Below are 14,944 nucleotides of genomic sequence, written 5' to 3'. Positions count from 1 at the left end.
CGGGTCGTAGCCTGAAGAACGGGGATGGGCTCATGAGCCGCATCGCAGAATGGCTGAAGAAGGCAGAAGACCTGGCCAGAGGACACTCCAAGCAGGCCGACGAGGTCCTGGACCGCGCCGAGCAGTATGTGAAGGAGCGTACCGGACACAAGTACGACGACCAGATCAGCAAGGGTGCGGACGCCGTGCAGCGCCGTTACGGCGGAGGAGGCGGGGCCGCCGGTGACGAGCAGTCGCCGGACCGGCCCCAATCACAGGCGGGATCACCCCCGGAGTCACAACCGCAACCTCAGTCGCAGGAGGAACGCGACCGGCGCCCGCCGCCGCAGGGTTGACGCGCGGCGGGGCCCGGCCCGCGCCGCCGAGGAGTTGAACGCGTGAGGGGGCGCGGCTCATGCCGCGCCCCCCTTTCGCCTGGCGGGCCGGATCAGCCGCGCGCGGCCTCCATCACCTTGCGCGCGTCCCGCTCGAACGACGCCCTGGCCCCCAGCGTGAGCAGCCCGCCCACGGCCATGGGCAGCACCAGGATGTACATGCCGTACAGCAGCGACTCGAACTGGTCGGACGCGATGCCGACGACCAGCGAGCCGAAAGCGGTGCCGGCCGTGAGCAGCAGTTGCAGGACGGCGAAGCCGAGCCCGCGGGAGGCGGCCGGGACCACGTCGGCCAGGCAGGCCGTCATGTTGGGGATCGCGATCGACATCAGCGAGCAGGCGAGCAGCACGAGGGCGGTCAGCCCGACCAGGGAGTCCATGGACAGCGCCCCGGCCAGCACGAGCGAGCCCGCCGTGATGCCGCCGCCGCCCGCCAGCAGCCGCCCGCCCTTGCGGGTGCCGTGCCACTTCCTGCCCAGCCACGAGCCGACCAGGGTGCCGATCAGCGTGCCCGCGATGGTGATCAGGCCGCTGAGCGAGCCGGCCGCGCCCACACTGGCGCCGAAGGTGCGCACCATGAGCGTGGGCAGCCAGAAGAAGATGCCGGCCAGGCCGAGGCTGAGCAGCGACAGGCCGGCGCAGACGAACAGCAGCGTCGGGATGGTGAGCACCTGCCGGAACTGGGTCCAGAACGGCGGTTTGGCGGGCGGCTCCGGCTTGTCGGCCGGCGCCTCGCCGGTGGCGACGAGCCGGTCCAGCTCGCCGCGCCGGGGTTCGCGCAGGAACCAGACGAGCAGCGCCGTCAGCAGGCCCGGCACGACCATGATGAGGAACGCGGTGCGCCACGAGAACATCTCGGCCAGCAGCCCGCCGAGCAGGGTGCCGACGCCGCCCAGGTACGTGGTCACGCGGGTGAGCCCGTACGCCTTGGCCCGGCTGGCGGGCGGGTAGTAGTCGGCGAGGAGGCTGCCCGCGGCCGGGTTGTCGATGTTCTCGGCCACCGCCAGGAACACGCGCATGAGGTAGAACATCGCGAAGCCGGTGGCCAGGCCGGAGCCCAGGGTGGCGATGGCCCAGCAGAAGACGACGATCGTGATGATGCGCGTCCGGCTGAAGCGGTCCGCCAGGTATCCGGCGGGCAGCGAGACCACGGCGGCGGCCAGGGCGGCGGCCGTGGGGATGGAGCCCGCGGCGGTGTCGCTGAAGCCCCACTCCGCCTGGATCAGCGGGAGCACGCCCGATAGGAGGTTGTGCTCGATCCGGTCCACTAGTCCGACGATGAAGAGCACCACGAGGGGCGCCCAGCCGAATGGCGCGCGGGACTGCGCGTCGATGGTGCCTGTCCGTGGCGAACCGAGCGTGCCGACCATGCCCACCCTTTCCGTAGGGAAATCTAGAATCCTGTTCTAGGGCAATGTTCTAGCCAGAGTGGCAGAAGTCACAGCATTCGTAAATGGGGGATTACAGCGAAATTTCGCGACCTTTCTGCTGTGTACGGTGATCTCATGGTCAAAAGGGTCAAAGGGGCACTGCTGGTCGCCGGCACCACGTCGGACGCGGGCAAGAGCGTGGTCACGGCCGGCATCTGCCGATGGCTGGCCCGCCAGGGCGTCCGGGTGGCGCCCTTCAAGGCCCAGAACATGTCGCTGAACTCGTACGTCACCGCAGAGGGCGCCGAGATCGGCCGGGCGCAGGCCATGCAGGCGCAGGCGTGCGGCCTCGAACCCGTCGCCGACATGAACCCGATCCTGCTCAAGCCGGGCAGCGACCGCCGCAGCCAGGTGGTGCTGATGGGCAGCCCGATCGCCGACGTGGACGCCATGGAGTACGGCGCGCTCAAGGACCTGCTGCGCGCCACCGCCGTGGACGCCCTGGCCCGGCTGCGCGAACGGTACGACGTGGTGGTGTGCGAGGGCGCGGGCAGCCCGGCCGAGATCAACCTGCGCCGCGGCGACATCGCCAACATGGGCCTGGCCAGGGCCGCGAACCTGCCGGTGATCGTGGTCGGCGACATCGACAGAGGCGGCGTGTTCGCCGCGTTCTACGGCACCGTGGGCCTGCTGGACGCCGCCGACCAGGCCCACGTCGCCGGTTTCGTGGTCAACAAGTTCCGCGGCGCGAAGGAACTGCTGGAGCCGGGGCTCGACATGATCAGAGAGCTGACCGGACGGCCGGTGCACGGGGTGCTGCCCTGGCTCGACGGGCTCTGGCTGGACGTCGAGGACTCACTGGCCCTCGACCACCGGCAGGTCAGGGCACGCGGCCCGTACGGCGGGCAGACACTGCGGGTGGCGGTCGTACGGCTGCCGCGCATCTCCAACTTCACCGACGTGGACGCGCTGGCCGCCGAACCCGGGGTCGTGGTGCGCTTCGCCACCGACCCGGTCGAGCTGGACGACGCCGACCTGGTGGTGCTGCCCGGCTCCCGGGCCACCGTCTCCGACCTGGCCTGGCTGCGCGAGAGCGGCCTGGCGGCGGCGATCACCGCCAGGAAGGGCCCCGTCCTGGGGATCTGCGGCGGCTTCCAGATGCTCGCGCGCGAGATCGTGGACGAGGTCGAGTCACGGGCCGGCCGGGTCGAGGGCCTCGGGCTGCTGCCGGCCCGGGTGACGTTCGGGCGGCACAAACGACTGGCCAGGCCGGAGGGGACGGCGTACGGGCAGCCGGTGCGGGCCTACGAGATCCACCACGGGGTGGCCACGGTCGAAGGGGGCGAGCCGTTCCTCGACGGCTGCCGGGCCGGCGACGTCTGGGGCACCACCTGGCACGGCGTCCTGGAGAACGACGGCTTCCGCCGCGCCTTCCTCGCGGACGTGGCGGCGCGGGCCGGGCGCGACTTCACCCCCGACCCGGCCACCGACTTCGCCGCGCTGCGCGAACGGCAACTCGACGCGCTCGGCGACCTGGTCGAGCAGCACCTCGACACCGGCGCGCTGCTGCGCCTCATCGAGCACGGCCCGCCCGCGGACCTGCCCACGCTGCCGCCCGGCACCGTGCGCTGAGCTACGGCTTGCGGCCCACGACGCCGTACTGGAACACCTCGCGGTCGGTGAAGCTGGTGCCGGGCTCGGGCCGCCACTTCGGCAGCGACACCAGACCCGGCTCCACCAGCTCCATGCCGTCGAAGAAGGCCAGCAGCTCGGCCTCCGTGCGCAGGGTGAGCGGGGTCGCGCCGCTGGCGTTCCAGCGGGCGGCGGCCTCGTCCATCGGGGGGCACTTCAGGCTGTGCGCGATCGCCAGGTGGCTGCCCGGCGGCAGCGCGTCGAGCAGCGTCCCCACCGCGGCGTGCGCCTCCCCGGCGTCGGGGACGAACTCCAGCACCCCCATCAGCATCAACGCGATCGGACGGGAGAAGTCCAGGGTCCGGGCGGCCTCGCGCAGGATGGTCTTCGGGTCGCGCAGGTCGGCGTCGATGTAGTCGGTCTCCCCCTCGTCGGTGCCCACCAGCAGGGCACGGGCATGGACGAGAACGATCGGATCGTTGTCGACGTAGACGATCCGGGCGGCCGGGTTGACCTCCTGCGCCACGCCGTGGGTGTTGGTCGCCGTCGGGATGCCGGTGCCCACGTCGAGGAACTGGTCGAGGCCGCGCTCGCCGGCCAGGTGACGCACGACCCGGCCGATGAACTCCCGCTCGGCGCGGGCGTTGACCGGCAGGTCCGGCATGACCTTGACGATCTCGTCCCCCACCTCGCGGTCGGGCGCGTAGTTGTCCTTGCCGCCCAGCCAGTAGTCCCACACGCGAGCCGGGTGCGGGACGGAGGTGTCGATCCGGGCCAGTTCCGCGGCCCGGTCGGCGTCCTGAGGTCGGTTGCCCATCAATGCCTCCCCAGTGGCATCCGTGATCCTCGTGTCAGAGATCAACATAGACGCCCGCCGCCGGACATGCGCGGAGAATCCTCGCTAACCGGGCTTGGCGGCCAGGTGCTGGGCGGTGATCCAGTCGTCCATCCGCTCCCAGTGGTCGTACAGCCAGCGGATGCGTTCCTCCCGGTCACCGGGGATGTCTTCGGCCGGGACCCGCCACCACGTCGCGGTGATGCGCGCGCTGAGGGGCAGCTTGCGCCAGACGTCCCCGAGCGTGACCAGATCGTCGAGGCCGGTGTGCGCGACGAAGACGACGTCCGCCGACGGGCACGCCTCGATCGCCTCGATGGCGCCGTTCGGACGGGGCGGCAGCAGATGGTAGAGGCCGCGGGCCCGCTCCGCCTCCGCGCCCAGGCCCTTCTCCTCCAGCCGCCGGATCGCCAGCCGCCGCCGGCGCGGGGTGAAGTTCCCGCCCTCCGGGAAGATCACCAGGGCGTCCTGGCCGCCCATCGTCGCCGACAGGCCGCGGATCTCCTCGACGACCCGGCTCTCCCCGTGCCGGCGGGAGACGAACGCGTTCGGCAGGCGGTTGACGATGACGTCGAGCGAGGGGTCGTACTGGAGCGCGGCCTTCATCACGATGCGCGGCCGGCGCCCGTACCGCTCCAGGAGCTGGTGGATCAGCAGGAAGGAGTCTCCGGGGCCGGCGTGCCGGGACAGCACGATGACCGGCCGGGCCGGGCGGGCCGCCCACGTCCGCCGCGGGGGCTCCTCGATCTCCACGGACAGCCGGAAGATCCGCACCGCGGCCGCGAACACCTTGGACAGCGACCACCTGATCAGCGCGTAGTGCCGCTCCTGCCGCCGCGCGCCGCCGCCCGCCACCCACAACCACAGGCAGGCGATCAGCACCGCCGACTCCAGCGTCAGCCAGGCCACCCCGAACCACACGAACCGCAGCCCCCTGCGCTGCGGCGGCGGCAGGCGCAGCGAGGCGGCGGCCGTCACGACCAGCCAGAACGGCAGCGTGACCACCATGAACACGGTGACCACGATGACCAGCGGTGCCAGCACGAGCCTGCGCAGAATCCGGGGTGGCAGCACCTCGGCCTCCTTCAGGGGTGTGCTCTCATCCTGCCCTGTTCCCCAGGTAGCGGGAAGATGCCTGGTAGGCCCGGTCGATGCAGGCGGAGATCTGCGACCCGTCACGGTAGCGCAGCGGCGAGAGCGGCTCGGCCACCCCCGACGGCAGCACGTGCACCTCCACGCCCGCCGGCAGCGTGGCCAGGTCCTCGGCGAACCGGTGCCGGCGGGCGATCTCGAACGCCACCATGCCCACCTCCCAGAACCGCCTGGGCGGCGACAGCGGGCGCTCGATGCGGCCGACGTGCAGCACGTAGACCCGGCCGGCCCCGAGCTGCACGGCCCGCCCGATCGGGATGCTGTGCACCAGCCCGCCGTCGTAGAAGTGCTCGCCGCCGATCACGACGGGCGGCAGCAGACCGGGCACCGCGCAGGACGCCAGCACCGCGTCCACCAGCGGACCGCCGTCGAACCAGTGGGCCGCCGCCCGCTCGATCGAGGCCGCCACGCACTGGAACGGCACGGCCAGCTCCTCGATCCTGGACGCCTTCACGGTGGCGCTCAGCACCTCCCGCAGCGGCCCCATCGGGTGCAGGTGGGTGCCGTCCGGGCCATGCTGGGATCTTATCGAGGCGGCCGGTGACGGTCGCTCACCGCATCGCGGGCGGGACGCGATCGCCCGCTTGAGTCTCCCGTGGGGGGAGGCGCGAGAGTGGGGGGCATGGACGGGGACGCGCTCTGCTCGATCGGCGACCTGGCCCGGCGTACCGGGCTGACGGTCAAGACCATCAGGTTCTACTCCGACGAGGGGATCGTGCCGCCCACCCGCCGCAGCCCCGCCGGCTACCGCCTGTACGACCGCGCCGCCGCCGCCCGGCTCGATCTCGTGCGCACGCTGCGCGACCTCGGGCTCGACCTGCCCACGATCCGCCGGGTCGTGGACCGGGAGACGTCCCTGCCCGAGGTCGCCGCGGCGCACGCCGAGGCCCTGGCGGCGCGGATCCGCACGCTGCGGCTGCGGCGGGCGGTGCTGACCGCGGTGGCCAGGCGCGGCTCCACCCCGGAGGAGATGGAACTGATGCACGAACTCGCCCGCCTGTCGGAGGCCGAGCGGCGCCGCCTGATCGGCGACTTCCTCGCCGCCGCGTTCGGCGACCTGCGCGGCGACCCCGCCTTCGCGGGGATCATGACCTCACTGACCCCCGAACTGCCCGACGACCCCGAACCGGAACAGGTGGCGGCCTGGGCCGAACTGGCCGAACTGTCCCGCGACCCGGACTTCCGCGCCGGCCTCCGCCGCATGGCCGCCACCCACGCCGCCACCCACGCCACCGCCCGCACCGACCACCCCACCGAACCCCGCACCGACTCCCCTGCCGACTCCCGCGCCGAGTCCCGGGCGGGACTCCCCTCCGAACCCCCGACCGGGCGCCACACCGCGTCCCGTGTCGGCTCTCATGCCGAGCCCGGCACCGGGTCCCCGGCCGGGTCCCGGGGCGGGGCCGGAGTGGCCGTCATCGCGCCTGATCCCGCGGCGCTGGCGCGGGACCTGGCCGCACCCGCCCTGGCCGCCGGCATCGACCCGGCCGCACCCGAGGCCGGGCCGTACGTCACGGCGCTGGTCGCCGCCTGCGGGCTGGACCCCGCCACGCTCACCGCCCGGCTGGCGACGGCCGACGACCCGCGCAGGGAGCGGTACGTCCACCTCCTGGCCGTGATCAACGGCTGGCCGCCGCCGGAGTGCCTGACCCCGGCGCTCGGCTGGTTCCGCGCGGCCCTGCGCACCCACCCCGCCGGGCGCTGAGCCGGGCCGCCGTCACGACGGGCCTGGTCGCAGGGCCCGCCTACGATACGCGCATGACCACGCACGGATTCACACTCACCGCCGAGGGCCCGTTCGACTTCGCCGACTCCCTGCGTTTCGTCGAGGACTGGCCGGCCACGAGCGCGCTCCCGTCCGACGGCCGGACGCTGCGCTTCGCGTACTGCGCGGAGTCCGACTGGCGGCCGATCGGCGTGAGTGTGACGGCCGCGCCGGGCGGGGTGGCGGTCACCACGACCCGACCGGCGGGGCCGCGCATCCGCGGCGAGGTGGCCCGGATCCTCTCCCTCGACGTGGACGGCTCCGGCTTCGCCGCACTCGGCGCGGCCGACCCGGTGCTCGGCGACCTGCGGCGGCTGCGTCCCGGCCTGCGGCCCGTGTGCTTCTGGAGCCCGTGGGAGGCGGCGTGCTGGGCGGTGATCGTGCAACGTTCGTCGATGCTCGTCGCCTCCCGGATCAAGCAGCGCATCGCGGCCCGCCACGGCGCGGAGGTCGTGGTGGACGGGCAGCCGTGCACAGCCTTCCCGCCGCCCGTCTCGCTGCTCGACGCGGGCGGGCTCGGGCTGCCGGCGCAGAAGGAGGAGTGGGTGCGCGGCCTGGCCAGGGCGGCGCTCGACGGCGTGCTCACCACCGAGCACCTGCGCTCGCTCTCGCCCGAGCAGGCACTCGCCGAGTTGCGCGCGCTGCCGGGCGTGGGGCCGTTCTCGGCGGGCCTGATCCTGATCCGCGGCGCGGGTGCGCCGGACGCGTTCCCCGGCGACGAGCCGCGGCTGTTCGCGATCCTGCGCGAGGCGTACGGGCTGGCGCAGGACGCGCCGCCGGCGGCGTACCGGAAGCTGGCCGAGTCGTGGCGGCCCTACCGCTCGTGGGCCTCGTTCCTGTTCCGGGCGACCTCCTACGGCGTCATGGACGACCGGGACGGAGCCCGTCCCGGGCACGGGGAGTGACCGTGGCGGGCCCGGGTCACTCGGGGCGGCGGTGCACCCCCACCAGGTGGCCGTTGTGCCGGACCTGCGCCACGTCGTAGGGGCAGAGGGGTCGGGTCACGTACGCCTCGGCGATGCTGTCGGCGTCTCCGCGGTTCACGCCCCAGCCGATGGTGTGCCAGCGCGCCTCGCCGTCGCCGCCGGTGGTGTCGAGGACGGTGATCTCGAAGAGTTCGGCGGCGGCGGGGGGCGTGCAGCGGACGTGGCCGGGCGCACGCCCTTCAGGGGTGCGGACCTCCCGGTTGCCGGTCCCCCACTGTTCCATGTGGATCTCCCTCCGGTCACGCGTTCCTGGTGCGAAGAGCATGCCCCGATCATCAGCAAGTCAGTCATGTCGCAGGATGTCGGTGGTACGCACGAGGCCCGTGCCCGCCGGGCGACCCGCAGGTCCGCGTCAGTCCACCAGCGCCGGCAGTCGCAGGACGAACCGGGCGCCGGTGCGGGAGTCGTCGAGGGACAGGGTGCCGAGGTGCGCGGTCGCGATCTCGCGGGCGATGGGCAGGCCCAGGCCGGTGCCGCCCGCGTCGCGGCTGCGTGAGGCGTCCAGGCGGGTGAAGCGCTGGAAGACGAGTTCGCGGTGCTCGGGCGCGATGCCGTTGCCGTCGTCCAGCACCTCCAGCACGGCGTCGTCGTCCTGCCGCCGCACGGTCACGTCGATCCGGGTCTCGGCGTGCCGCTCGGCGTTGTCCAGCAGGTTCGTCAGCAGGCGGGCCAGTTGCAGCCGGTCGCCGTACACGGTCACGCCGGGGCTCAGGGAGGTGACGACCTGTTTGCCGCGCGGCCTGGCCGTCTCGGCGGCGACCAGGCCGGCGAGGTCCACGGGTTCGCGCTGGTCGGGGGCGCCCGCGTCGAGCCTGCTCAGGGTGAGCAGGTCGGCCACGATCGCCTGCAGCCGTTCCAGGCTGGCCAGCACCTCGGGGCCGGTCTCCGTCCAGTCGGCTTCCCCGGGGTGGAGCAGGGCGTCCTCGATCTGGGCGCGCATCGCGGTGATCGGGCTGCGCAGGTCGTGGGAGGCGTCGGCGGCGAACTGGCGCTGGCGTTCCATCGCGGTCCGCTGCTGTTCCAGGGCCGATTCCAGGCGTTCCAGCGTCTTGTTGCCGGTCTCGGCCAGGGCCCTGATCTCGTCGTCGTTCTCGGGCACGGGGACGCGCATCCCGCCGCCGCCCTCGCTGATCTCGGCCAGCCGCCTGGTGATGCTGCTGACGGGCGCGAGCGTCCTGGCCACGACGCGGGACACCCCGAACCAGGCCAGCGCGACCAGCACGGCCGCCACGCCGGCCTGGAAGGCGATCACCTGGGGCGCGACGTACCAGGGCACGGCGGCGTCGACGGCGTAGATGACCCACTGGCCGTCGGCCTGGTACGCGATCAGCGCCGCGACCGTCTTGCACTGGCCGGGGAAGGAGGGCAGGTCGCAGAGCGTGGCGTACTCGTTGGCCTGGTTGGGGTGCGGGAGCGCGGTCGTCAGTCGGGGCGCGCCGGCCAGGCTCGGCGACCAGGCGACCGGCCGGCCGCTCGGGTCGAGCACCTGAAGGCCCTGGAGCCCGTCGGGGTCGAGCACCTCGGGCAGGTGCTCGCGCTTGACGAGGAGCAGCACGCGGACGGCCTTGCTCGCGATCTCCCCGGCCCTGATGTCGACCACTTCGTTACGGATGCCGAACAGCACGAACGCGCTGACGATGACGTTCAGCAGCAGCATCGCGATGCTGGCCAGCAACGCCAGCCGAGTCCGCAACGACCGGCCCAATCGTCTGCTCACGCGCCTCCCCCGAGGATCAGCAGAACACAGTGATCGGGCTCGCCGCTAACCTCGGGAGATTCCCCGACAAATACGATTTACGGGGTACGCCACCGTCAGAGCGGCAGCGGAATGCGGTCGAAGAACCAGTACAGGCTGATCCCCACGATCGGCGCCGACAGCGCGAGCACCGCCCAGCGGGACCACGGGGCCCGGCGCAGCAGCGTGAGCAGCGGGAAGAGCACCGCGATCAGCACGAGCTGGGTCAGCTCGATGCCGACGTTGAAGCTGAGCAGCGACAGCAGCAGCTCCCACGAGCCGCTCTCCCTGATGTCGAGCGCGCCCGCGAAGCCCAGCCCGTGGATCAGGCCGAAGACGAACACGACGGGCAGCCGCCACCTGCCGAGCCGGTCCTCGTCCCGGCCGAGCAGGTTGGCCAGGGCCACGACGACGATCGAGGCGGCGATGACCGGCTCGACGATCGCGCCCGGCACGTCCACCACCCCCATCGCCGCCAGCAGGAACGTGATGCTGTGCGCGGCGGTGAAGGCCGAGGCGGTGACGACGACGTCACGCGGGCGGCGCGCCCCGATCAGCAGCGCCAGCAGGAAGAGCACGTGATCCAGGCCGAACAGCAGATGTTCCGCGCCGAGCAGCAGGAACTCGCCCGCCTGGTCGGCCGCCTGCCGCTCGCCGACCTTGAGCGTCGGGCTCTCGGCCACCAGGACGGCGGAGCCGCGCTCACCGTCGAGCTCGTAGCGGACCAGCGTCTCCGTGCTGTGGACGAACGTCTCCCCGTCGGGGAACAGCGCGCTGGAGATCGCGTGCGACCCGCCGGGCTCGCCCCGGCAGGCGAAGTCGAGGGTGAGCACCGCGAATGCCCTCTTGTCGCGCGCTCGCACGTCGGCGTCGCGGGCGAGCGCGGGCACGCAGGGCCGGTCGTCGTAGGCCACCGCGAAACGCTCCGTGACGTACCCGATCACGGCGTCGCGGTTGAGTGCGAGCTGACGGAGCTGCTCGGTCCGCTCCTTCGCCTCGTACGCCGAGGCGTACAGCCAGGCCGACTTCATCAGCAGGTCGTACTCGAGGTCCAGCACGGCCCGTACGTGCACGCCCGTGCCGGTGACCTCGGCGTGGGCCTTCGTGGTCGCGTCGTGGGCCGCGGCCGGGGCCGCGAACAGCAGGGCGGCGGCCAGCGACACCATGACGGACGCCAAGCACCGGCGCAACATCGTCTCGTCCCTCCAGGAGGGGAAGGCCGCCCCGGGACCACGCGGGGCCCGGGGCGGCGGGTCGTCAGGAGAAGGTCAGGCGGTCACCCGCGGGGCGGGTCACCGGTTGAACCAGCGGTGCATCGGCGAGTCGGCGTCCCACCTGCCGGGGCGGCCGCGCTCGTCCTTGGTGACGAAGACGCTCGGCTCGGAGGCGGTCACGCCGCCGCCGGTGGAGCGGGCCGTGACGAACCAGGCGTAGGCCGTGTCGTCCTTGAGCCGGTCCCACCTGACCGACGCGACCTGCCCGGAGGCGACCTTGTCGCGGCCGATCACCCGGGTGGGCTTGTAGATCGCCAGCGAGTCGGTCCGCAGGGTCGTCGTCCGGGTGGTGAGGTCGACCGGGAGCACCATGTTGTCCTCGAGGCCGTTGTAGCGGCGCAGCGGGTCGTACTCGGTCGCGCCGAACTCGTCGAGCAGCGGCGAGTAGGTGTCCACGATCAGCTCCGAGCGTTTGACGTTGAACTGCAACATCCGCAGGAAGCTCGCGCCGAACTGGAGCTGGTCGGCCGGGTCGTACCCGCCGACCTCGGTCAGCCCGAGCCGGTCGGCGGAGACGGTGTAGAACTGGTAGTCCGCCAGCAGCTCGACGACCCCCTTGCCGACCTGGCCCACCTTCGGCTTGACGTTGGTGCCCACGCCGTGCTCGTGACCGGCGAGGATGAGGAAGACGTTCGCGTTCTTCTCGACGACCGTCTTGTACAACATCGAGCCGTCGGGGGCGGAGAACCCGGCCCCGCGCCCGTCGGGGTTCGTGCTCGGCACGAGGTAGTCGTGCGAGAGCAGGATGCCGTTGCGGTTGGCGTACTTCTTGAAGACGGAGTCGGCCCACTCGGCCTCCTCCCGCGTCACCCCGTACGACAGGCCGACCACCACGAAGTCCAGGCCGCCCGCGGAGAACAGGTCGAAGTGGTTCTGGTTGTCGCCCTCCTTCCACGGGCCGCCGTACTCCGCGTGCTGCCAGCCCTTGGCGGCCTCCTGGTAGCGCGAGGGGCCGTAGTACTGGTTGTAGGCGGCCCCGGGGCCCTCCTCGGTGCCCGACTGGTTGTCGTGGTTGCCGGCGATGACGCCGTTCGGGATGCCGGCGTCGTCCAGCACGCGCTGCTGCTTCGAGGAGACCTCGAACTCCCCGGCGATCTGCCGCCGCATGGCGTCGTCGGCGGGCTGGCGGATGTTGTTCTCGATGATGTCGCCGGTGTGCGCGACGTACGAGATCTTCCGCTGGTCCTTGTTCTCCTTGATCCAGTCGACGATGCCGGCGTAGGCGGACTCCCACACCGCGCGCTCCTCGGCCGTCTCCTGCTCCACCGCGCCCTCGGAGATGTACTGGGTGTCGGTGAAGTGCACGATCGAGAAGTCGTACGTGGAGGGGTCGGCGAAGCCGTTCGGGTCGCCCGGCTCGATGTCGTCGGCGAACGGATCCTCGCCCGTCACCATGACGTGCACCTTCTGCCGGTCGATGTACCCGGTGTCCACGACGGCCGTGAGCGTGGTCTCGCCCTCGGCCGCGCCCCGGGAGCTGGTCAGCAGGTCCCACGCCTTGGTCTTCGTGTTCCAGACCCGCAGCGAGGCCAGCCGCTCGGGGTCGATCGTGCCCTCCCAGCGCAGGACGGGGGCGTCGGCGTGCCCCTTCACCTGGACGTCGTAGCGCTGGTAGACGAGGTCCTGGCCGCTCGGCGCGTCGATGGTCTTACCGTCGGCGGGCTCCAGCCCGTCGGTCCTGACCTTCTTCTCGCCGGGCACCTGAAGCGTGGTGGGCAGGGTCTTGGCCGTGCCCTGGTAGACCTCGTCCGGGGTGAGGATCTCGGCCTGCGAGAACGTCGCCGTGACCGGGCCGCCGTCCGGCTCGGCCACCTTGGCCGACAGGGTGGCGGGGTCCGACACGTCCACCGCGCCCAGCGCCGGGCTCAGCTCGCCCGGGACGTCCGGGATGCCGGCCGACTCGAAGACGACCTCGCGGGTGGCGGTGTTGCCGAGCCCGTCCACGCCGATGACGGAGAGGGTGTGCTTGCCGGCCTTCAGCCCGGGGCCGATCTGCGCGCCGAGCTGGACGGGCTTGCCGTCGAGCTGGACGTCGGGGCCGGAGACGACGCCGGAGGCGTCCTCCAGCTTGACGTCGAGCACGACCGTGGCGCTGATCCTCTCGTTCGCGGCCGGGACGCTGGTGGTGACGGCCGGCGCGGAGTTGTCGGTGATGAGCAGGCGGGTGGCGCTCTCACCGGTGCTCGACTCGGCGGCCAGGGTGTGCCGGCCGTCCTTGATCGCCGTGGTGTCGAGGTCGGCGCGCAGGCCGCGGGCCGGGGCGTCCACGAGGAACTGGAGGTCGATCTCGGTCAGCGGGTTGACGTTGTCGCCGCAGTTGCCGTCGCCCATGGCGTACGAGCTCTTGAGCATCTGGCCGGTGGCCGTGCCCTGCGCCGGGGTCAGGGCGAGGTTCGAGATCGTGAAGTCGTCGCGGTTGTTCCCGCAGGACGTCGGGTAGGTGCCGGCGACGAGGTCGATCGTGTTCCAGCCGGGCACCAGGTACTCGTTCGGGATCGTCAGGTCGACGCGGCGGCTCACGAAGTCCCCGTCGACGATGACCTTCTGGCCGTTGACGAGCAGGTAGCTCTGGTAACGCGCCTCGATCGAGTTGCTGCCCACGGTGAAGCTGAGCGTGGCCGCGCCCGAGCCGAGCGTCGGCACGATGTGCACGGCCGGGGCGTCGATCGTGTAGCGCAGCTCGACCTCCCGCAGGGCCGTCTGGCTGCTGCCGCAGGTGCCGTCGCCCATCTCGTACGACGGCCGGACGTCCTGCCCGGTCACCTTCGCGCCGTCGAGGGTGAGGGCCAGGTTGGAGAGCGTGAAGTCGTCGCGGTCGTTGCCGCAGGACTCCTTGTAGTCGCCGGTGACGACCTTGATCGTGTTGTCGCCGGGGGTGAGGAAGCGCGCGGGGAGCGCGACGGTGGCCCGGCCGCCGGCGTACGAGCCGCCCAGGTCGATGCGCTTGCCGTTGACGAGCAGGAAGTTGTTGAACTTGTCGTCCAGGGGGTCGGCGCCCACGTCGAAGGCGAACATCGCGGCGCCGTTGCCGAGCGTGGCCCTGGTGACGGGCTGCTCGCCGTCCACGGTGAGCTTCTCGACGCCGCCCGCGCCGTCCGCCGGGACCGTCGCGAAGACCGCCTGGTTGCCGGAGACGAGTGTGCCGTCCGTGGGCGTCAGCCGGGGGGCTCCGGCCGGGGCGTTGTTGACGGTCACGGTGTGCTTGACGGTGACGCCCGCCGCCGTCGTGGCGCTGACCACGTGGGTGCCGTTGGCCAGCGTGGTGGTGTCCACGTCCGCGGCCAGGCCGCTGGTGCCCTGGGGGTCGGACTGGGTGAAGAAGGTCAGCGTGGCGCGCTTGAGCAGCGAGGTGTTCGTGCCGCAGCTCCCGTCGCCGAAGGAGAGGGTGTACGGGTTGTCCTCGCCGTCCGCGACCTCGCCGAGCAGTTCGAGGCCCACGTCCGACAGCACGAAGTCGTCGTAGTTGGTGCCGCAGGACGACGGGATCGCGCCGACCACGATCTCGACGGTGTTCTCGCCCTTGACGAGGTGCTCGTTCGGGATGTCCAGCATGGCCCGCTGGTTGACGAAGTCCCCGATCTCGACCTTGTACGCGCCGTTGACCAGCACGTAGCTGTGGTACTGGGCCTCGGTCGAGTTGGAGCCGACGTCGAAGGCGAGCTTGGAGACGCCCACCGTACGGGTGGCGCCGGGGAGCGCGGCTCCGTCGAGGGCGAGTTGCGTGACGCTGTCGCCGGCCGTGGCCGGGACCGCCGCGGCCTTGACCGTGCCTTCGAGGTAGGAGCCGTCGGCGGGGGTGAGCGCCGGCGGGGCCTGGGAGG

At 72.1% G+C, this 14,944-nt stretch carries 12 protein-coding genes; 4 read left to right on the top strand and 8 right to left on the bottom strand.

Translation table 11 applies throughout. From position 1 onward, the window contains the following. Positions 1 to 32 precede the first annotated feature (32 nt). Positions 33 to 335, top strand: a complete 303-nt coding sequence (locus FAF44_RS23750) for an antitoxin (RefSeq protein WP_237105439.1) — start codon at positions 33 to 35, stop codon at positions 333 to 335. A gap of 92 nt (positions 336 to 427) precedes the next feature. Here the strand turns inward: FAF44_RS23750 and FAF44_RS23745 are convergent, their stop codons facing one another. Beyond that, the gene (locus FAF44_RS23745; protein WP_272894921.1) at positions 428 to 1,744 is read right to left on the bottom strand and encodes an MFS transporter; all 1,317 of its coding nucleotides are present in this window, start codon (positions 1,742 to 1,744) and stop codon (positions 428 to 430) included. A gap of 135 nt (positions 1,745 to 1,879) precedes the next feature. Between FAF44_RS23745 and FAF44_RS23740 the strand changes: the two genes are divergently transcribed. After that, positions 1,880 to 3,376, top strand: a complete 1,497-nt coding sequence (locus FAF44_RS23740; RefSeq protein ID WP_237105437.1) for a cobyric acid synthase — start codon at positions 1,880 to 1,882, stop codon at positions 3,374 to 3,376. Between the two features lies 1 nt (position 3,377). Here FAF44_RS23740 and FAF44_RS23735 read toward each other — a convergent pair whose 3' ends face one another. From FAF44_RS23735 to FAF44_RS23725, 3 genes are all read right to left on the bottom strand, one after another. Then, entirely contained in the window at positions 3,378 to 4,193 is an 816-nt protein-coding gene (locus FAF44_RS23735; RefSeq protein WP_237105436.1) for an SAM-dependent methyltransferase, read from the bottom strand. 84 nt (positions 4,194 to 4,277) lie between these two features. Beyond that, the gene (locus FAF44_RS23730) at positions 4,278 to 5,285 is read right to left on the bottom strand and encodes a 1-acyl-sn-glycerol-3-phosphate acyltransferase (RefSeq protein ID WP_237105435.1); all 1,008 of its coding nucleotides are present in this window, start codon (positions 5,283 to 5,285) and stop codon (positions 4,278 to 4,280) included. Between the two features lie 25 nt (positions 5,286 to 5,310). Next, complete coding sequence (locus tag FAF44_RS23725; protein WP_368857768.1) at positions 5,311 to 5,892, bottom strand: patatin-like phospholipase family protein; 582 nt, start codon at positions 5,890 to 5,892, stop codon at positions 5,311 to 5,313. 93 nt (positions 5,893 to 5,985) lie between these two features. Between FAF44_RS23725 and FAF44_RS23720 the strand changes: the two genes are divergently transcribed. Both FAF44_RS23720 and FAF44_RS23715 read left to right on the top strand, forming a co-directional pair. Then, on the top strand, positions 5,986 to 7,068 hold the full coding sequence (locus tag FAF44_RS23720) for a MerR family transcriptional regulator (RefSeq protein WP_237105434.1): 1,083 nt from the start codon (positions 5,986 to 5,988) through the stop codon (positions 7,066 to 7,068). A 53-nt stretch (positions 7,069 to 7,121) separates the two neighbouring features. Continuing rightward, entirely contained in the window at positions 7,122 to 8,033 is a 912-nt protein-coding gene (locus tag FAF44_RS23715) for a DNA-3-methyladenine glycosylase (RefSeq protein ID WP_237105433.1), read from the top strand. 16 nt (positions 8,034 to 8,049) lie between these two features. Here FAF44_RS23715 and FAF44_RS23710 read toward each other — a convergent pair whose 3' ends face one another. The 4 genes from FAF44_RS23710 to FAF44_RS23695 all read right to left on the bottom strand — a co-directional run. Continuing rightward, positions 8,050 to 8,337 carry a hypothetical protein gene (locus FAF44_RS23710; protein WP_237105432.1) on the bottom strand — a complete coding sequence of 96 codons (288 nt, stop codon included), beginning with the start codon at positions 8,335 to 8,337 and terminating at the stop codon, positions 8,050 to 8,052. Between the two features lie 129 nt (positions 8,338 to 8,466). Next, on the bottom strand, positions 8,467 to 9,831 hold the full coding sequence (locus FAF44_RS23705) for a cell wall metabolism sensor histidine kinase WalK (RefSeq protein WP_237105431.1): 1,365 nt from the start codon (positions 9,829 to 9,831) through the stop codon (positions 8,467 to 8,469). Between the two features lie 95 nt (positions 9,832 to 9,926). Further along, positions 9,927 to 11,042, bottom strand: a complete 1,116-nt coding sequence (locus FAF44_RS23700; RefSeq protein WP_237105430.1) for a HupE/UreJ family protein — start codon at positions 11,040 to 11,042, stop codon at positions 9,927 to 9,929. Between the two features lie 99 nt (positions 11,043 to 11,141). Further along, positions 11,142 to 14,944: metallophosphoesterase (locus FAF44_RS23695; protein ID WP_237105429.1), on the bottom strand; the 3,803-nt coding region annotated here is incomplete at its 5' end.

Origin of the sequence: Nonomuraea sp. MG754425 (genome assembly GCF_021699195.1) — a bacterium.
In the GTDB taxonomy this organism is placed as follows: Bacteria; Actinomycetota; Actinomycetes; order Streptosporangiales; family Streptosporangiaceae; genus Nonomuraea.
Note: the sequence above shows the minus strand (reverse complement) of the source record. Positions and strands in the feature narration are given on the sequence as shown.